Annotated in this window: 11 protein-coding genes, 2 tRNA genes, 3 rRNA genes and 2 pseudogenes; 11 read left to right on the forward strand and 7 right to left on the reverse strand. The window is 44.6% G+C overall.

The window, feature by feature from the left end:
* Positions 1-5 precede the first annotated feature (5 nt).
* From P4S58_RS01315 to rrf (P4S58_RS01335), 5 genes are all read left to right on the forward strand, one after another.
* Positions 6-81, forward strand: a tRNA-Ala gene (locus P4S58_RS01315).
* Positions 82-430: 349 nt separating this feature from the next.
* A 23S ribosomal RNA gene (locus P4S58_RS01320) occupies positions 431-3,319 on the forward strand.
* Positions 3,320-3,408: 89 nt separating this feature from the next.
* Positions 3,409-3,524: ribosomal RNA gene (gene rrf, locus P4S58_RS01325) — 5S ribosomal RNA — on the forward strand.
* A gap of 62 nt (positions 3,525-3,586) precedes the next feature.
* A tRNA-Thr gene (locus tag P4S58_RS01330) sits at positions 3,587-3,662 on the forward strand.
* A gap of 72 nt (positions 3,663-3,734) precedes the next feature.
* Positions 3,735-3,850 (forward strand): 5S ribosomal RNA (gene rrf / locus P4S58_RS01335).
* A 261-nt stretch (positions 3,851-4,111) separates the two neighbouring features.
* Here the strand turns inward: rrf (P4S58_RS01335) and P4S58_RS01340 are convergent.
* From P4S58_RS01340 to leuA, 6 genes and pseudogenes are all read right to left on the reverse strand, one after another.
* A pseudogene (locus P4S58_RS01340) lies at positions 4,112-5,146 on the reverse strand (IS630 family transposase).
* Between the two features lie 41 nt (positions 5,147-5,187).
* Positions 5,188-5,808 (reverse strand): annotated as a pseudogene (locus P4S58_RS01345) (DUF547 domain-containing protein); the annotation flags it as partial.
* Between the two features lie 105 nt (positions 5,809-5,913).
* Positions 5,914-6,516: a 3-isopropylmalate dehydratase small subunit gene (gene leuD / locus P4S58_RS01350; RefSeq protein ID WP_102964620.1), complete on the reverse strand. Its 603-nt coding sequence runs from the start codon at positions 6,514-6,516 to the stop codon at positions 5,914-5,916.
* Positions 6,517-6,533: 17 nt separating this feature from the next.
* A complete protein-coding gene (gene leuC / locus P4S58_RS01355; protein WP_102964619.1) occupies positions 6,534-7,931 on the reverse strand; it encodes a 3-isopropylmalate dehydratase large subunit in 1,398 nt (465 codons plus the stop codon).
* Positions 7,932-8,010: 79 nt separating this feature from the next.
* Positions 8,011-9,102 (reverse strand): 3-isopropylmalate dehydrogenase, encoded by a 1,092-nt coding sequence (leuB, locus tag P4S58_RS01360; protein ID WP_102964618.1) that lies wholly within the window; start codon positions 9,100-9,102, stop codon positions 8,011-8,013.
* 135 nt (positions 9,103-9,237) lie between these two features.
* Positions 9,238-10,791: a 2-isopropylmalate synthase gene (leuA, locus tag P4S58_RS01365; RefSeq protein ID WP_102964617.1), complete on the reverse strand. Its 1,554-nt coding sequence runs from the start codon at positions 10,789-10,791 to the stop codon at positions 9,238-9,240.
* A 497-nt stretch (positions 10,792-11,288) separates the two neighbouring features.
* Between leuA and P4S58_RS01370 the strand changes: the two genes are divergently transcribed.
* The 6 genes from P4S58_RS01370 to ilvN all read left to right on the forward strand — a co-directional run bounded on the left by P4S58_RS01370 (position 11,289) and on the right by ilvN (position 18,851).
* A complete protein-coding gene (locus P4S58_RS01370) occupies positions 11,289-11,822 on the forward strand; it encodes a phosphatase PAP2 family protein (protein ID WP_102954049.1) in 534 nt (177 codons plus the stop codon).
* Positions 11,819-12,865, forward strand: coding sequence for an MJ1255/VC2487 family glycosyltransferase (locus P4S58_RS01375; protein WP_102964616.1), 1,047 nt, complete (start codon positions 11,819-11,821; stop codon positions 12,863-12,865). The genes P4S58_RS01370 and P4S58_RS01375 overlap by 4 nt, the downstream gene beginning before the upstream one ends.
* A 387-nt stretch (positions 12,866-13,252) precedes the next feature.
* Positions 13,253-14,212, forward strand: a complete 960-nt coding sequence (gene leuO, locus P4S58_RS01380) for a transcriptional regulator LeuO (protein WP_102954051.1) — start codon at positions 13,253-13,255, stop codon at positions 14,210-14,212.
* 197 nt (positions 14,213-14,409) lie between these two features.
* A complete protein-coding gene (locus tag P4S58_RS01385; protein ID WP_102964615.1) occupies positions 14,410-16,212 on the forward strand; it encodes an AMP-dependent synthetase/ligase in 1,803 nt (600 codons plus the stop codon).
* Between the two features lie 421 nt (positions 16,213-16,633).
* On the forward strand, positions 16,634-18,355 hold the full coding sequence (locus tag P4S58_RS01390) for an acetolactate synthase 3 large subunit (RefSeq protein ID WP_102964614.1): 1,722 nt from the start codon (positions 16,634-16,636) through the stop codon (positions 18,353-18,355).
* A 1-nt stretch (position 18,356) separates the two neighbouring features.
* On the forward strand, positions 18,357-18,851 hold the full coding sequence (gene ilvN, locus P4S58_RS01395) for an acetolactate synthase small subunit (RefSeq protein WP_102964613.1): 495 nt from the start codon (positions 18,357-18,359) through the stop codon (positions 18,849-18,851).
* 118 nt (positions 18,852-18,969) lie between these two features.
* Here the strand turns inward: ilvN and serA are convergent, their stop codons facing one another.
* Positions 18,970-20,199: a phosphoglycerate dehydrogenase gene (serA, locus tag P4S58_RS01400; protein ID WP_042484681.1), complete on the reverse strand. Its 1,230-nt coding sequence runs from the start codon at positions 20,197-20,199 to the stop codon at positions 18,970-18,972.
* Positions 20,200-20,230: the final 31 nt, after the last annotated feature.

Below are 20,230 nucleotides of genomic sequence, written 5' to 3' on the forward strand. Positions count from 1 at the left end.
CAGATGGGGCTATAGCTCAGCTGGGAGAGCGCCTCGCTGGCAGCGAGGAGGTCTGCGGTTCGATCCCGCATAGCTCCACCATCTTTAAATGTTCTTCCTTAAGAATCTTTAAAAATGGTTCATTTCTTTAAATAGAAAACAGAATCTTGCTCTTTAACAATTTGGAAAGCTGACAGTTAATAATTTGATTAATTATTAACTATTAAAAGTTCTCAAATCCTATGTCTCTTAGAGATGTAGGTACCAATACACATTCAAGTGTTCTTGGGAATCTTACTTTTTAAGTAAGTATTCATATTTGAGTCCGGCAAAATCGAAATGTCTCTCGCTCATTCAAATAATGAGAGACAACTAACCTTGGTTGCTCGTTTGTCTTCACTTTAAAAAGTGAAATCAAATGGTCCATACATAAGACCTCTTGGGGTTGTATGGTTAAGTGACTAAGCGTACACGGTGGATGCCTTGGCAGTCAGAGGCGATGAAGGACGTATTAACTTGCGATAAGCGTAGATAAGGCAGTAAAAGCCACTTGAGTCTACGATTTCCGAATGGGGAAACCCACTCACATAAGTGAGTATCATTAACTGAATACATAGGTTAATGAGGCGAACCGGGAGAACTGAAACATCTAAGTACCCCGAGGAAAAGAAATCAATTGAGATTCCGAAAGTAGCGGCGAGCGAAATTGGATTAGCCCTTAAGCTTTTAATGACACAGGTGAAGGCTCTGGAAAGTGCCGCGATACCGGGTGATAGCCCCGTAACCGACATGTCATTTTAAGTGAAAACGAGTAAGGCGGGACACGTGATATCCTGTTTGAATATGGGGGGACCATCCTCCAAGGCTAAATACTCCTGACTGACCGATAGTGAACCAGTACCGTGAGGGAAAGGCGAAAAGAACCCCTGTGAGGGGAGTGAAATAGAACCTGAAACCGTGTACGTACAAGCAGTAGGAGCCTCTTCGTGGGGTGACTGCGTACCTTTTGTATAATGGGTCAGCGACTTATATTCAGTGGCAAGGTTAACCGTATAGGGGAGCCGTAGGGAAACCGAGTCTTAACTGGGCGTTCAGTCTCTGGATATAGACCCGAAACCGAGTGATCTAGCCATGGGCAGGTTGAAGATTGAGTAACATCAATTGGAGGACCGAACCGACTAATGTTGAAAAATTAGCGGATGACTTGTGGCTAGGGGTGAAAGGCCAATCAAACTCGGAGATAGCTGGTTCTCCCCGAAAGCTATTTAGGTAGCGCCTCGGACGAATACTACTGGGGGTAGAGCACTGTTAAGGCTAGGGGGTCATCCCGACTTACCAACCCTTTGCAAACTCCGAATACCAGTAAGTACTATCCGGGAGACACACGGCGGGTGCTAACGTCCGTCGTGGAGAGGGAAACAACCCAGACCGCCAGCTAAGGTCCCAAATGATTACTAAGTGGGAAACGATGTGGGAAGGCTCAGACAGCTAGGATGTTGGCTTAGAAGCAGCCATCATTTAAAGAAAGCGTAATAGCTCACTAGTCGAGTCGGCCTGCGCGGAAGATGTAACGGGGCTAAGTAATCAACCGAAGCTGCGGCAATGCGATTTATCGCATTGGGTAGGGGAGCGTTCTGTAAGCCGTTGAAGGTGTGTTGTAAAGCATGCTGGAGGTATCAGAAGTGCGAATGCTGACATGAGTAACGATAAGGGGGTGAAAAACCTCCTCGCCGGAAGACCAAGGGTTCCTGTCCAACGTTAATCGGGGCAGGGTGAGTCGACCCCTAAGGCGAGGCCGAAAGGCGTAGTCGATGGGAAACGGGTTAATATTCCCGTACTTCTTACAATTGCGATGGGGGGACGGAGAAGGCTAGGTGGGCCTGGCGACGGTTGTCCAGGTTCAAGTGCGTAGGCTTGAGAGTTAGGTAAATCCGGCTCTCTTTAAGGCTGAGACACGATGTCGAGCTACTACGGTAGTGAAGTCATTGATGCCATGCTTCCAGGAAAAGCCTCTAAGCTTCAGATTGTAAGGAATCGTACCCCAAACCGACACAGGTGGTCGGGTAGAGAATACCAAGGCGCTTGAGAGAACTCGGGTGAAGGAACTAGGCAAAATGGTACCGTAACTTCGGGAGAAGGTACGCTCTTGACGGTGAAGTCCCTCGCGGATGGAGCTGATGAGAGTCGCAGATACCAGGTGGCTGCAACTGTTTATTAAAAACACAGCACTGTGCAAAATCGTAAGATGACGTATACGGTGTGACGCCTGCCCGGTGCCGGAAGGTTAATTGATGGGGTTAGACTTCGGTCGAAGCTCTTGATCGAAGCCCCGGTAAACGGCGGCCGTAACTATAACGGTCCTAAGGTAGCGAAATTCCTTGTCGGGTAAGTTCCGACCTGCACGAATGGCGTAATGATGGCCACGCTGTCTCCACCCGAGACTCAGTGAAATTGAAATCGCTGTGAAGATGCAGTGTACCCGCGGCTAGACGGAAAGACCCCGTGAACCTTTACTACAGCTTGGCACTGAACATTGAACCTACATGTGTAGGATAGGTGGGAGGCTTTGAAGCGCAGACGCTAGTTTGTGTGGAGCCGTCCTTGAAATACCACCCTTGTATGTTTGATGTTCTAACTCAGACCCGTCATCCGGGTCGAGGACAGTGCCTGGTGGGTAGTTTGACTGGGGCGGTCTCCTCCCAAAGAGTAACGGAGGAGCACGAAGGTGGGCTAAACACGGTTGGACATCGTGTGGTTAGTGCAATGGCATAAGCCCGCTTGACTGCGAGAATGACAATTCGAGCAGGTGCGAAAGCAGGTCATAGTGATCCGGTGGTTCTGAATGGAAGGGCCATCGCTCAACGGATAAAAGGTACTCCGGGGATAACAGGCTGATACCGCCCAAGAGTTCATATCGACGGCGGTGTTTGGCACCTCGATGTCGGCTCATCACATCCTGGGGCTGAAGTCGGTCCCAAGGGTATGGCTGTTCGCCATTTAAAGTGGTACGCGAGCTGGGTTTAGAACGTCGTGAGACAGTTCGGTCCCTATCTGCCGTGGGCGTTGGAGAATTGAAGGGGGCTGCTCCTAGTACGAGAGGACCGGAGTGGACGAACCTCTGGTGTTCGGGTTGTTACGCCAGTAGCATTGCCCGGTAGCTAAGTTCGGAATTGATAACCGCTGAAAGCATCTAAGCGGGAAGCAAGCCCTGAGATGAGTTCTCCCTGGCACTTTAAGTGTCCTAAAGGGTTGTTCGAGACTAGAACGTTGATAGGCAGGGTGTGTAAGTGCTGTGAGGCATTGAGCTAACCTGTACTAATTGCCCGTGAGGCTTAACCATACAACACCCAAGGGGTTTTGTGGGCTCAAAGCAAGAACAGAATTGAATGTGTAGAGAACATTAACAGCTTTCCGAATTTTAAAATTTTGCTTGGCGACCATAGCGATTTGGACCCACCTGATTCCATGCCGAACTCAGAAGTGAAACGAATTAGCGCCGATGGTAGTGTGGGGTCTCCCCATGTGAGAGTAGGACATCGCCAGGCTTTTATTTAAAGAGAGCCCGTCTAACAACGGGCTTTTTTAGTCTTATAAGACACAGCTTCTTGCTGATATGGCTCAGTCGGTAGAGCGCATCCTTGGTAAGGATGAGGTCCCCAGTTCGATTCTGGGTATCAGCACCATGCATTCGACACGCACTGTAAGTTTGTCTTCATCTTTGAAAAGATGAAAGTCAAAAGCGGTCACAAAATTTGCTTAGCGACCATAGCATTGTGGACCCACCTGATTCCATGCCGAACTCAGAAGTGAAACACAATAGCGCCGATGGTAGTGTGGGGTCTCCCCATGTGAGAGTAGGACATCGCTAGGCTTTATTTCCAAGCCCCTGTAGTAATACAGGGGCTTTTTCATATCCATTATTCGAATTGTTCGTTATTTCTTCTCATTCAGTTTCCAGTCGTACTCATATTTTATTTTCCCTTCAAAATGGGCTATTCCCTTTCGGTATTTGCTCAGATGATCAAATAATTGAGTTCTGCTACCAAAATCTTCCGCAAACCAATCATAAATAGAAGAAAGGGTCAGATGACCATCTCGATACGAAACACCTTTATGATACCAATCTGGAAAATTAACTGGTCAGGTCTATCCATCTTCTTGAGCACATTTTGGTGACTCTTTTAGGGCTATCCAAAAAACGATTCCATGCATCGCAGATTTTGGCGATGATATCGTCGTAATCAGTAAAAGATTGGTTGGCTAAATAGCGTTGCCTCAACCAACTCCATACTTGTTCGATAGGGTTTAGCTCTGGAGAATAGGGGGAAGTTTGATGACACTGACATTCTTAAAGTCATTGGTAATGTCTTCTGTATGCCATCCTGCCCCATCCATAACAACGACGGCGTGACGTCCCTTCTCCGTGACTGCCGATATTTGTTTTAAGTGCTCTATCATGATGTCTTTACTAACCCAAGGGACAACGATAGCCTCACCAATTCCTTTGCTGGGACAGACTGAACCGAACAGATAGGCATACTCAAATTGTTGTTGCTTCACGGCTCTTGGGCGAGTTCCTTTTTCAGCCCATAAACGTGTGGTCGTGTTTTGTTGCCCAAATCTGGCTTCGTCCTGAAACCAGACATCGACACACTCTAAAGCTATATGTCCCGGGATCTTAAGGATCGTTTCGATTTTGAATTTTTTTAAAATCGTCTTGTGTTTGTTGAGATTGTTTGGGGTGTTTTGAGCGGGAAGTTATCCATGAAAAGCCCATGTGGTCGAGCAGGTAATAGATAGAATCAGGGTGGTAGTGCTGGCCGAATTCTTTCACAATATAAGCGTGGATGTCGGCACCAGTCAGTCGTCCGCCTTGTGTATCATTGGCTTTATCTTTTATGTATTGGCTCAATTGCTCTTTTTGCTCGGAAGTTAAGAATGGCGGTCTTCCAGTTCTTGGCTTTTCTTGTAGCCCTTCCAGCCCTTCTTCAAGAAAAGCTTGAACCCACTTATTGACACTGGTTCGACTTACCTTGAGAAACTTGGCGATTTGTGTGCGTGATTGCCCATCTTTGAAATGAGCGAGGGCCAGCAGTCTCATTTTCATCTGGATGGATTTCTGCTGGCTTGCGAGCTTTTTAAAGTCGATATTATTGAGGCTATCCATAGAGAATCAGTTTTATTGTTGGATGGCCTCAATTAGATCACATTTTTACTTAGATTGGTATGACTATTGATGAAATCACGAGCTGCTTTTTCTAACAGAAGCTCGGTGTTTTCCGCGGTGAATGCTTTCGGTTGCAGGTTAGGGCATCCTAGGCTGGCACAATTGACTACATAATGTGTTCTCGGATCTCTCCAAATCGGTCTTAAAATTCTATGCTCTATATCATTGAGCGTTAGAGGCTTTCCTGCCACATTTGCGATTTCATCATCCCATGGACCAAAACCAAACCAACTCCCGATTTTGGTGATAGAGGCAACAGGGTAATTATCCAATATGAGTTGTACTGTGAGTGCGTTATAGAAGTTTACCCAATATGCATACTGTTCTTTTTTGTTCAGTTCTCTTGGATCAGTATTCGATAAATCAGATAAATATTGCGTGAGCTTCTCTTTATCGGATGGCGTGACTTGGGCGTATTTAAACAAGGTGTATTCACCCTGAGAGATAAGATAAATGTCTAGGATGGCTTGCCATTTGTAGTGAGATAGTGAAGTACTGCTTTGTTGATTGCTGACATCCCAATAAGGCCATAAATCGGATTTAGGTGCCGAAAACGAAAGTGGTGAGAACAGCATAAGTGCATACGCAAGGAGTCTTTTCATAAACAGTGTCAGTTAAATGGTATGTAGACAATAAGACCAAGGTTACTACGCTTTTATTTCAGCGATAAAAAAGGGTTGCTTGTCTGCAACCCTATATTCATTTCGCTATCTTAAGAATGAAGGAATTTTCGCTTCATACTCTGCAATTTTAGCTTCGTGTTGCAGAGTCAGACCAATGTTGTCTAGGCCATTTAGCAAACAGTGGCGACGGAATTCATCGATTTCGAATCCATATTCTTTATCGTTTGCCGTTACGATCATTTTTTCCAGATCAACGGTAACCTGTGCACCTTCGTTTGCTTGAACATATTGGAAAATCTCATCAACTTCTTGCTCCGTTAAACGAACAGGAACCATTTGGTTGTTGATAGAGTTGCCATAGAAAATATCTGCAAAGCTTGGAGCGATCATCACCTGAATACCATAGTCAGCAAGCGCCCATGGTGCGTGTTCACGAGAAGAACCACAGCCGAAGTTCTCACGCGCTAGCAAAATACTTGCACCTTTGTAACGAGGTTGGTTCATGACGAAATCTGGATTTGGTTGCTCACCAGCATCATCAAGGAAGCGCCAGTCATGGAAAAGGTGCTTACCAAAACCAATGCGATTTACTTTTTGTAGAAACTGCTTAGGAATAATTGCATCTGTATCGACGTTCGCTGCATCTAGAGGAACAACTAAGCCTGTATGTTTTTGAAAACCTGCCATTTAAATTTCCTCTATCCTTAGTTGTTACGAATATCGACAAAGTGACCAGCAATCGCTGCTGCTGCTGCCATCGCTGGGCTAACTAGATGGGTTCTACCATCACGACCCTGACGCCCTTCAAAGTTACGGTTTGACGTTGATGCACAACGTTCACCAGCACCTAAACGGTCATTGTTCATCGCCAGACACATAGAACAACCTGGTAAACGCCACTCAAAACCAGCTTCGATGAAGATCTTGTCTAAGCCTTCAGCTTCTGCTTGGGCTTTTACCTGCTCAGATCCCGGAACGATTAGCGCCTGTACATGTGATGCGACTTTCTTACCTTTCGCAACGGCTGCTGCTGCACGCATATCTTCAATGCGAGAGTTAGTACAAGAACCGACAAAGACTTTATCGACTTTGTAATCCGACAGCATTTTGCCAGCTTCTAGGCCCATGTATGCCAAAGCTTTTTCAGCAGACACACGCTCGACAGGATCGCTAAACGATTCTGGTGAAGGAATAGGTGTATCAACCGCAATAACTTGACCTGGGTTGGTTCCCCAAGTGACTTGAGGACGAATACTTGCTGCATCTAGCGTTACAACCGCGTCGAATTTCGCATCTTCGTCTGTTTTCAGTGTTTGCCAGTATTCAACCGCTGCATCCCAATCCGTACCTGTTGGAGCAAACTTACGGCCTTTGATGTAATCAAACGTTGTTTGGTCAGGAGCAATCAAACCGGCTTTTGCACCTAGTTCGATAGCCATGTTACATACCGTCATACGACCTTCCATAGAAAGATCGCGAATCGCTTCACCGCTGAACTCCACTACGTAGCCTGTACCGCCCGCTGCCGTCGTTTTGCCGATAATCGCTAGAACGATATCTTTTGCTGTAATTCCCGGAGCGACTTTGCCTTTGACTTCAATTTTCATGGTTTTAGCGCGAGCTTGTTTTAGCGTTTGAGTTGCCATTACGTGCTCAACTTCAGAAGTACCGATGCCAAATGCCAAAGAACCAAATGCGCCGTGCGTAGCTGTGTGAGAGTCACCACAAACAATAGTCATACCTGGAAGCGTAATGCCTAATTCAGGGCCCATTACGTGAACGATACCTTGGTATTTGTGGTTAATGTCGTAGAGGGTAACGCCAAACTCTTCGCAGTTTTTCGCTAGTGTTTGCATCTGGATTCGAGCCATTTCGCCCGATGCATTGATGTCTTTCGTAGTGGTTGAAACGTTGTGATCCATGGTTGCGAAGGTTTTGCTTACTTGGCGCAATTTGCGTCCTTTCTCGCGTAAGCCATCAAACGCTTGAGGTGAAGTTACCTCATGAACCAAGTGACGGTCGATGTATAGAATTGGGTTTTCGCCTTCCGCGGCAACTACGACGTGGGCGTCGTAGACTTTTTCATATAATGTTTTGCCCATGTGTTTGCTTCCTTGTCTCGCTCTCCTTGAGTAGCCAATGACTGGTAAATCGGTCATTGGCTGGCGAGAGTACTAATTATTATGAATTAAGAATGTATTCTGCGATTTTGTCGCCCATTTGCGAGGTGGTCAGCGCTGGCTTGCTACCCGATAGATCCGCCGTTAATTCGCCAGCGGATAATGCTTTGCCTACCGCGGCTTCAATATCTTGTGCAACGGCTTCTTCACCTAAGCTGTAACGAAGCATGAGTGCTGCAGAAAGGATTTGCGCGACAGGGTTAGCAATGTTTTTACCTGCAATATCAGGAGCACTGCCGCCCGCTGGTTCATACAGACCAAACTTACTTTCATTCATACTTGCAGAAGGAAGCATTCCCATTGAGCCAGTGATCATGGCGCATTCATCAGAAAGGATGTCGCCGAAGATGTTTGAACATAACATGACGTCAAACTGAGAAGGGTCTTTGATCAACTGCATAGTCGCGTTATCAATATACATATGTGATAACTCAACATCTGGGTAATCTTTGGCAATTTCAGTGACGACTTCGCGCCATAGAATCGAGCTTTGAAGTACGTTTGCTTTATCGATAGAACAGACTTTCTTACGGCGTAGACGAGCTGATTCAAAAGCAATCTTAGCGATACGCTCGATTTCAAAACGATGGTAAACCTCAGTATCAAACGCTTTCTCGTTAGCGCCTTCACCTTCACGGCCTTTAGGTTGACCAAAGTAAATGCCGCCCGTTAGCTCACGAACAACAACAATATCAAAACCACGATCAGAGATATCAGCACGCAGAGGTGAGAACGCTTCTAGCCCTTTGTGAATCTGTGCTGGTCGCAAGTTACAGAACAATTGGAAATGTTTACGTAGAGGTAGAAGTGCGCCACGCTCAGGTTGTTCGTTTGGTGGAAGATGTTCCCATTTAGGACCGCCAACAGAGCCGAACAAAACTGCATCAGATTCTTCACATGCGCGAAGTGTGCTGTCAGGAAGTGGGCAGCCGTGGTTATCAATCGCAATACCACCTACGTCATGTTCTTCACGCACGAAAGTTAACTTGTGTTTTTGTTCGATAGCATCAAGTACTTTGTGTGCTTGTTGCATTACTTCTGGTCCGATGCCGTCACCTGGTAATACGGCAATCTTATACGTTTTGTCTGTCATGCGAGTCCTTCACTAATTTTGATAATATTCGTTCAATGTTGTGTTTGCTTTACGTCCTTCCAACTGAAGTTACAGAAGTGGTGTCTGGGTTCATTCAACACTCTGCAACTCCAAGTTTTCTGGAGGCTATGTTAATTAAACGCCAGCAATTACTTTCTTCTTCTGTTTTATTTCTTCAATTTGGTTTGCGCGATGAATGCTGTTGATAACATGCAATAGCGCTTGACCAGAGGCTTCAACGATATCCGTAGATACGCCAGTGCCGTGGTACTTACGTCCTTTGTAGTTGGCAATGATGTCTGCCTGACCTAAACCATCTTCGCCTTCGCCTTTTGCGGTTAAGTCGAATTTGTCTAGCACGATGTCATAACCAGTCACGCGGTAGATACATTGATATAAAGCATCTACTGGACCATTACCGACTGCCGCTTCACATTTCTCTTCGTCACCACAAAGCATTTTGACGCTGGTTGTCGCCATAACACTACCAGATTGAACACTCAAATAGTTCAACTTGTAGTAATCATCTTCATCGCGAAGATTTGAGAAGTGCATTAATGCTTCCAAATCATAGTCGAACACTTGGCCTTTACGGTCAGCAAGCTTCAAGAAGTCTTCATATAGCGCGTTTAGGTTGTATTCGTTTTCGTTGTAACCCATGGAGTCCATATGACTCTTCACAGCTGCACGGCCACTACGACTGGTTAGGTTAAGCGCTTGGTTTTTCAAGCCAATAGACTCTGGCGTCATGATTTCGTAGGTGTTCTTGTTTTTCAACATACCATCTTGGTGAATGCCTGAAGAGTGGCTGAATGCGTTTGCACCAACAATCGCTTTATTGCTCTGAATCGGCATATTACATAGTTGGCTGACCAACTTGCTGGTACGGTGAATCTCTTCGTGCTTGATGCCAGTGTGAACTCCCAAAAACTCCTGACGAGTTTTGATGATCATGGCGATCTCTTCTAAAGCACAGTTACCTGCACGTTCACCAATACCATTAATCGTGCCTTCGATCTGGCGAGCACCAGCTTGAACTGCTGCAATGGAGTTCGCCACAGACATGCCCAAGTCATCGTGACAGTGAACAGAGATGATCGCTTTATCAATGTTTGGCACACGGTTAAATAGGGTTTGGATGATGTCACCAAATTCACTTGGCACTGTGTAACCGACAGTGTCTGGAATATTGATAGTACGAGCACCAGCATTGATAGCAGCTTCAACCATACGGCATAGGTTGTCGATTGGAGTACGACCTGCATCTTCACAAGAAAATTCGACATCATCAGTATATTGGCGAGCATGTTTAACCGCTTTCACCGCCATCTCTACGACATCGTCATAACTACGACGAAGCTTGTCTTGAACGTGAATGGTCGATGTTGCCAAGAAAGTGTGGATTCGGAACTGTTCAGCCACTTTTAACGCTTCAGCAGCCGCATCTATATCTTTCGCAACGGCACGTGAAAGAGCACAGATGCGGCTATTTTTGATATTTTTCGCAATAGTTTGTACAGATTCGAAATCACCCGGTGAGGAAACAGGGAAGCCCGCTTCGATCACGTCAACACCTAAGCGTTCCAGTGCGTATGCGATTTGCAGCTTCTCTTTTACCGTTAGGCTTGCTGACAACGCCTGTTCACCGTCGCGCAAAGTTGTATCGAATATGATGACCTGATCGTTCATGTTTGCTTCCTTACTCGAAGAGTTAATCGTTTACTTCCTGAATTTAGTTATAAAAAAACCCGCATCGTGTGCGGGTTCTTGTAAATCTGTTGTGGTGTCTTCCGTCCACTCATTACCCGCGCGATTGATTCACGATAAGGAGCAGGTTCAGGAGTAGAGAAGAACGAATTGTCATTATTAACATCCACAAATTTGAATTAACAAATTAGTACCGTACTCAACCGAGCGCGTCAACCCTAAAGTTGTTTTTTTGTTCATATCGGAGCAGTTACTTCGTCAACAAGGTAAAAATCAGCAGTTTGTTGTTGAAAGCATGTCGCCAATGTAGCCCTTTTGAACCTGAGTGTAAGGCTAAGGTAAACAAATTTATTGCTGTACTACGACTAACTGTCATCCATTTACAAACAAACAGTCACGGATTTGCAATCTATTGCTTTTAGCTTGGAGGTAGGAACATTTCTATTTGAAGCATTTTCAATTGAAAGTAAGGGGATGCCATGAAAACCATCAAGCCCATTGCAAAGTTTGATTTAGCTTTTTCGATGCTTTGCCTGCAGCATAGATTCAATCAGCCAGTCGCGAGGATCAGTAAAGCGGTCTCTCATACCGGAGATGGACATTTATATGCTCTATTTGGTGTATTAGCTTGGGCGATTGGTGGTAGCCATGGCTCAAATTTCTTAGCAGCGGGTTTAGTGGCATTTGCTATCGAATTACCGCTGTATTGGCTGCTAAAAAACAGCTTCCAACGCCGACGTCCTCAAGAACTCTCGCCGGTATTAACTGCTTTTATTACTCCTTCTGATCGTTATAGCTTGCCTTCAGGCCATACTGCTGCGGCATTTGTGATGGCGACCTTGATAGGTCAGTTCTATCCAGATGGTTATGAAGTTGCCTTTATGTGGGCGGCACTCATTGGTAGTGCGAGAATTCTGCTTGGCGTCCATTTTTTAACGGATGTGATTATTGGCGCCATTCTTGGTGCTAGTTGTGCAACGATTTCAATGCAGTTGTTGGAGATGAATTTTTGAAGATTCTGTATGGTGTTCAAGGTACCGGAAATGGGCATATTGCTCGCGCTCGGGCAATGAGTGAAGCTTTCAAACATACTGATGTGAAAGTCGATTTTTTGTTTTCCGGTCGCGAAGCGCAAAAGTTTTTCTCTATGGAGAGTTTCGGCGACTACCAAGTTCGTCGTGGTTTAACCTTTGTGTTTGAACAAGGGCGGGTAAACTATCTCCAAACAGCGCTGAACAATAGCCCTATGCAATTAATGAACGAAATCCGTACATTGGATCTATCGGGTTATGACCTGATTCTGAATGATTTTGAACCCGTGTCTGCTTGGGCGGCGAAGCGTCAAAAGAAGGATGTGATTGGTATCAGCCATCAAAATGCATTTCGCTACCCAGTACCGTTAAAAGGTGCAAGCTGGCTAGATAAGCAAATTATGCAGCGTTTTGCGCCAGCAAATTATAACTTGGGCCTACATTGGTACCATTTTGATCAACCGATACTGCCACCGATTGTTCATACCACAGCGCAAGACATGCTCAACCAAGATTTCATTTTGGTTTACCTGCCTTTTGAAGATGTTGACCAAGTGTGTGAACTGTTATTCCGCTTCGTGAACAAATCTTTCATCTGTTATCACCCTCAAGTTATTGAGCCGGAGACGGTGGAAAATGTCGAGTTAAGACCTTTATGCCACAGCAGTTTTCAATACCATCTTCATCGCTGTGATGGCGTGATTGCCAATGGAGGTTTTGAGCTGCCTTCTGAAGCTCTTTCATTAGGTAAAAAACTGCTATTGAAGCCTTTGATTGGCCAGTTTGAACAGCAGAGTAATGTCGCTACTTTGGAAACGCTAGGTCTGGCGTCTGCGATGGATTTTCTAGACGTATCGGCTGTGAGTAAATGGCTAGATGAAAAACAGGCTGAAAGGGTCATTTACCCGAATGTTGCCCAAGCAATTGTTGAATGGGTTTTGCAAGGTAATTGGGCTAATCAACAAGCTTTGTGTGATGGTTTATGGCAACAAGTTGATTTTCCAAGTTATGCCTCGGTTAATTAATACCTAGCCGCTAGATATTAAAATTAAAAATTGCAGCGAATACGCTGCAATTTTTAATTCTCGGTACTGTATTTATCCAAATGATTGGAATTAAATATAGTTAATATCAATGTTTTTATATTTATATCCTCTCGTTCAGACGTCGGTTTTTATCTTTTTTTATACTTACGAGAGAGCTTGATAAAGCTCGTGTTTTGTAGGTTTATTCCTCTTTTTGGCATCAAAAAATCTGACTTTTCCTTAATGCTATTGCTATTCGGCAAACGAATGAATCATAGTTGAGCCAGCTTGAAAATATCCAAACAACCAATAATAAAAGTACAGGTTATCTATTCGCTTACGAATGTTTGATATTTGATTGGGTAGATTAATTTAGAGGTATAGCGAATGTTAGATAAAAACGGCGGCATGGGAGCCATTTCTAGTTATCGTATGGAAAGCGTTTTACGTGGTGTCGATTTAAACCTACTGACGGTTTTTGATGCTGTAATGCAAGAGCAAAATATTACTCGTGCAGCTCATAATCTTGGTATGTCGCAGCCTGCGGTAAGTAATGCGGTTGCTCGTCTTAAAGTGATGTTTAATGACGAACTGTTCATGCGCCAAGGTCGCGGTATTCAGCCTACACAACGTGCTCGTCAGTTGTTTGGTCCAATTCGCCAAGCTCTTCAACTTATCCGTAATGAGTTACCAAGTTCTGTATTTGCGCCAGAAACATCAAGTCGCTTATTCAAACTGGCTATTTGCAGCCCGTGTGATATTCGTTTTGCACCGAAGATCATGGAAACCATTCATGAAATCGCGCCAAGTATTCAATTGCACCTAGACGCAGAATTTGACCGCATGTTGGCGGAGCGTATGCGTTATCAAGACACTGATTTTGTTATCGACTATGCGCATTTCGATGGTCAGGGGTTCTCAAGCACAGAGCTTTTCCAAGATGAGTTAGTGGTTGTTGCAGCAAAATCTCACCCACGCATTCAAGGTCGAGTCACTCGCGATGAACTGATGCAAGAGAAGCACGCTAAACTATCAAAAATCCACGGCCAACGTAGTTTTTCAGAGCAGGCTTATCAAGAGCTATACTGCTCTTCAAGTTACGAAGGCACGAGTTTAAGCAACGTATTGTACGTGGTTGGTCAGTCTGAGCTTGTCACTGTTGCTCCGCGCTGGATGGTAGAAAACGTTGCAAATGCTGACATGCTACAAATCCTAGATTTTCCGTTTGATAACGCAAAAATCAGTGGCTACTTAAGCTGGCATGAGTCGAGTGAAAAAGACCGTGGTCACATTTGGTTACGAGACCAATTGATGATGATTTGCCGCGAAGTGATTGCTCGCAAATAAGACGTGATTGCACGTTAACTATTTAAAACAGGACGTTAAGAAAAAGCCTTGGGAGGGGAGACCAACTCAAGGCTTTTTTATTGTTCGTTATGTCTAAAATTATCCATAAGTTTGATGTTTGTCAGTTGCCTTTTGTAGTTCAATCGGTACACTTGTGCGCTCGATTAAGCTTACAGGTGTAAGCTATAGGTAGATAGATGACTAATTTAGATTTTCATATCGTTAAACGTATTCGTGAGCAAGTCTCTCACAACGGTGATCGTAGTGCCCTGAAACACAAACTAGGGGATGCATGGAAAAGCATTAGTTGGACGCAATTTGGGCAGCAGATGGATGCGTTATCGTTAGCGCTTCTTTCTCAACATATTGGCGTTCAGGATAAGGTTGGTATTTTCTCCAACAATATTCCTCAATGGACCATTGCGGATTTTGCAGCATTGCAATTGAGAGCGGTGACTGTCCCTATTTACCCGACCAATACCGCCGATCAGTCTGCTTACATCTTACAAGATGCAGATGTCAAAATTCTCTTTGTTGGTGAGCAGCCACAATACGATATCGCTTTAGACATTTTCGAACAATGTGAACAACTTCAGCTTGTCGTTGCTATGGACGACAGCATTGACCTGAAAGGTTTTGAACATGCCATTCGTTGGTCACAATTTATCGCGATGGGGCAAGAGTCTGATCGTGAAGAGCTGGAAACTCGCGTTGCTCAAGCCAATTTTGAAGATCTGATTACCTTAATCTATACCTCTGGTACAACCGGTCAGCCAAAAGGTGTCATGCTTGATTACCGTAATATCGGTTCACAGTTAGAGGGACACGATCAGCGTCTTAACTTAACTCAAGACGATGTTTCCTTGTGTTTCCTTCCGCTTTCTCACGTGTTTGAGCGAGCTTGGACTTTCTACGTGCTTTATAAAGGTGCGACCAACTGTTACCTGCATGATGTTTCTCACGTTCGTGAAGCATTGAGTGAAGTTCGTCCGACAGTAATGTGTGCGGTTCCTCGTTTCTACGAGAAGATTTTCTCTGCTATCCATGAAAAAGTGGCTAGAGCTTCTTTCATTCGCAAAGTGATATTTACTTGGTCTGTGAACATGGGCGCGAAGATGGCGGTATGTCATCAAGAGCACCGTAAACCGTCTTGGTTGCTTACTCAATGCTACGGCATCGCGGATAAAGCGGTTCTGTCTAAATTGAGAGGATTATTAGGCGGGCGCATCAATTTTATGCCATGTGGCGGTGCCAAGTTAGATGAAACCATTGGCCGATTTTTCCATGCCATCGGAATTAATGTAAAACTTGGCTACGGTATGACCGAAACAACCGCTACGGTTTCTTGTTGGGATGACAAATGCTTCAATCCTGATTCTATTGGTCTGTCTATGCCTGGGGCTCAGGTTAAGATTGGCGAAAATAACGAGATTTTAGTTCGTGGTCCAATGGTGATGCGCGGCTACTACAAAATGCCGGAAGAGACTGCAAAGACATTTGATGAACACGGCTTCTTAAAAACTGGCGATGCTGGTCATATCGATGAGCATGGCAACCTGTTTATTACCGATCGCATCAAAGAACTAATGAAAACTTCAGGTGGTAAATATATTGCTCCTCAGGTTATTGAAGGCGCGATCGGTAAAGATCACTTCATCGAACAAATTGCCGTTATTGCAGATACACGTAAATTTGTGTCGGCGCTGATTGTTCCTTGTTTTGATGCGTTAGAAGAACATGCTAAAGAGCTGAATATCAAATATCACGACCGTTTGGAGCTACTAAAAAACAGTGAAGTGTTAGAGATGTTTGAAAAACGCATTAATGAACTTCAACATGGTTTAGCGAAGTTTGAACAGGTGAAAAAATTCAAGCTGCTACCGAAAGCTTTCTCTATGGATGAAGGTGAGTTAACTCCGACGCAAAAGCTGCGCCGTAAGGTGATCAACTCTCGATATCAAGATGAGATTGAAGAGATGTATCAGGAAAAGAAAAAGTAGTTATTGCTACCGTTTTTTAAACACTGACGATAAACATCGATCCCCAGTGAGATTTTCTCTTACTGGGGATTTTTTATATGTGGCAGAAAGAGGAGAGTAGCGCAGTTCATTGCCCAACAGCTGTTAATATTTTGTTCCGTTTTTTATGTTCGTTATAACACTATCCTCTGTATCGGTGCTTTGAGGTAATCGTTGATACTTGTTGAATAAGCTTCTGCAATATATCGCCGAGATTGCATCAAAATAGTGGTTAGACCTAATGCTAAGAAAGGGTTAAAGTTGTTGCGTTACCTTAGCTTTTGTTATGACAAAAGCGGGACATAGCGGAAAGTTTTCGAATTAGGCTACGAATAAGCCCTAGACTATGTAAAACCAGACCAATTAACCGACCGCGTTAATCGGATTCTGGTAAGGAGAAAATATGGCAATGTTATCCGGCGCAGAGATGGTCGTTCAGTCTCTGATCGAAGAAGGCGTAGAACAAATTTTTGGCTACCCAGGTGGTTCCGTTCTTGATATCTACGACGCCCTCCACGAAAAAACCGAAAAAATAAAGCATGTTCTTGTTCGTCACGAGCAAGCTGCAACTCACATGGCTGACGGCTATGCACGTGCTACGGGTAAACCGGGTGTGGTGCTAGTGTGCTCTGGCCCTGGTGCAACAAATACAGTTACTGGTATCGCAACGGCATATATGGATTCGATCCCGATGATCGTAATCTCAGGTAACGTAGCAACCAATTTGATCGGTAATGATGCTTTCCAAGAGTGTGACATCGTGGGTGTTTCTCGCCCGATCGTTAAGCACAGTTTCCTAGTAAAGAAAGCAGAAGATATTCCAGAAACGATCAAGAAAGCGTTTTACATTGCATCGACCGGTCGCCCAGGTCCAGTGGTGATCGATCTGCCAAAAGACGTAATGAATCCGCAGATTAAGCTTCCATACCATTACCCAGAATCAATTAAGATGCGTTCTTATAACCCGACGACTTCAGGTCATAAAGGTCAAATCAAGAAAGCATTAAAAGCACTGCTAGAAGCGAAAAAACCTGTGCTTTACGTGGGTGGTGGTGCGTCTATCGCTGGTGCTCACGAACAAGTGCAGCAGCTAGCAGAAAAACTGAATTTGCCAGTCGTTAGCACCCTTATGGGGTTAGGCGTGTTCCCGGGAACACATAAGAACGCCCTAGGTATGTTGGGAATGCACGGTGTGTATGAAGCTAATATGGCGATGCACAATTCAGATTTGATCTTCGGTATCGGTGTTCGTTTTGACGATCGAACCACCAACAATCTTGAGAAATATTGTCCGAATGCGAAGATCATGCACATCGATATCGATCCGTCTTCCATTTCCAAAAACGTAAAAGTTGATCTGCCAATCGTAGGTTCTGCGGATCAAGTTTTGGAAACCATGTTGCAGCTTCTTGGTGAACAAGAAGGTGGCAACGATGTGGAAGCCATTGATCAATGGTGGAGCGAAATTCAAGTGTGGCGCGATCGTAAATGTTTGTCTTACGAAACATCAAGCGAACGCATTAAGCCTCAGCAAGTGATTGAAACCCTATTCAGACTGACCAATGGTGATGCGTATGTAGCTTCAGACGTTGGCCAGCATCAGATGTTTGCAGCACTTTACTATCCGTTTAATAAACCACGTCGTTGGATCAACTCAGGTGGCTTAGGCACTATGGGCTTTGGTCTGCCAGCTGGTATGGGCGTTAAGTTCGCCATGCCACAAGAAGAAGTGGTAGTAGTAACCGGTGATGGCAGTATCCAGATGAATATTCAGGAGCTATCAACTGCATTGCAATACGATATTCCGGTGAAAATCATTAACCTGAATAACCGTTTCCTAGGCATGGTAAAACAGTGGCAAGACATTATTTATCAAGGGCGACACTCTAACTCCTACATGAGTTCAGTACCGGATTTTGCAGCGATCGCAGAAGCTTATGGTCACGTTGGTATTCGCATCAACACACCTGATGAGCTAGAAGCTGGCCTGCAAAAAGCATTGGATATGAAAGACCGATTGGTTTTTGTTGATATCAATGTAGATGAAACTGAACACGTGTACCCAATGCAAATCAAAGGCGAGGGTATGGATAAAATGTGGTTGAGCAAAACGGAGAGAACCTAAGATGAGACACATTATTTCAATATTGATGGAAAACCAACCTGGTGCTTTGTCTCGCGTTGTTGGCCTGTTCTCTCAACGTGGCTACAACATTGAGAGCTTGAACGTATCTCCGACCGATGATGGCACTCTATCGCGTTTGAACCTAACCACTACCTCAACTGAAATGCAGCTTGAGCAGATTCAGAAACAACTGCATAAGTTGATTGATGTGCTTAAAGTTCAGGAAGTGACAGAGGGTGATCACATCGAACGTGAGTTGATGTTAATTAAAGTGAAAGCGACAGGTTTTGCTCGCACCGAAGTGAATCGCACAACAGATATTTTCCGTGGTCAAATCGTGGATGTTACGGCTTCTCAGTATACGGTTCAGCTTGCTGGCACCAGTGAAAAACTCGATGCCTTTATTCAGGCAATGGCCGAAGTAACAGAAGTGGTTGAAGTGGCTCGAAGTGGTGTGGTTGGTATTGCACGTGGCGAACGAGCATTACGTAGCTAATATCTTCTCTATATAGTCGAAGAACCATTGAACGAAAAACCAGCCGATTGGCTGGTTTTTTACTTTCTATCACTTAACCACCAGTTTCAGCTGGTGGTCAGTTTTAGAGATTAAAACATTAGTGCAGGATACGTGCGCGAATAGTGCCTTCGATACCTTTTAGTTTATCCAGTGCTTCTAATGAGCGATCTGCTTCAACATCAATAACCACATAACCGATGTTTCCGGTTGTTTGTAGGTACTGAGCAGCGATGTTGATGCCTTCTGATGCAAAAATGGTGTTAATTTGCGTCAAAATACCAGGGCGGTTTTCGTGAATGTGCAGCAGACGTGAACATTGACGATGCTCTGGTAGAGAAACTTCAGGGAAGTTAACACTTGAAAGCGTAGAACCGTTGTCTGAGTATTTCGCTAGCTTGCCTGCAACTTCAATACCGATATTCTCTTGTGCTTCCTGAGTTGAACCACCCACGTGAGGAGTCAGAATAACGTTATCAAATTTCATCAGCGGAGATTCAAACGCTTCTTTGTTTGAACCTGGCTCTGTTGGGAATACGTCGATAGCAGCACCTGCTAGGTGACCAGATTCCATCGCATCACATAGCGCAGGGATATCAACAACAGTGCCACGTGCTGCGTTAATGAAGATTGAACCTGGCTTCATGCGGTCAAATTCGTCTTTACCCATCATGTTCTTTGTTTCTGGTGTTTCAGGAACATGAAGAGAAATAACATCACATTTATTCAGTAGTTCGCTCATGGTGTGAATTTGAGTTGCATTACCCAGTGATAGCTTGTTTTCGATATCGTAGAAGTACACGCGCATACCTAAGTTTTCAGCGATGATACCTAGCTGAGTACCGATGTGGCCATAACCGATGATACCTAGAGCTTTACCACGAGCTTCGTATGAGTTATCTGCGCTCTTCTTCCAAATACCACGGTGCGCAAGTGCATTCTTTTCAGGGATGCCACGTAATAGAAGTAGGATTTCACCCAGAACAAGTTCTGCAACACTACGCGTGTTTGAGAATGGCGCGTTGAACACTGGAACACCGCGCACAGCGGCGGCATCAAGATCTACTTGGTTTGTACCAATACAGAAACAGCCAATCGCTACCAGTTTATCTGCAGCGTTAATCACTTTTTCTGTTAGGTTAGTACGGGAGCGAATACCAATGAAATGAACATCTTTGATTGCTTCAATCAATTGCTCTTCGTCTAGCGAACCCTTGTGGTATTCAATGTTGGTGTAGCCAGCAGCTTGCAGAACTTCTACCGAAGATGGGTGAAGTCCTTCAAGGAGTAGTATCTTAATTTTTTCTTTTTCCAGTGAAACTTTGGCCATTATTCTCGTCCTTAAAATGGAAAGGGAGGGC

It is taken from the genome of Vibrio sp. Hal054 (assembly GCF_037162405.1).
Classification (GTDB): domain Bacteria; phylum Pseudomonadota; class Gammaproteobacteria; order Enterobacterales; family Vibrionaceae; genus Vibrio; species Vibrio diazotrophicus.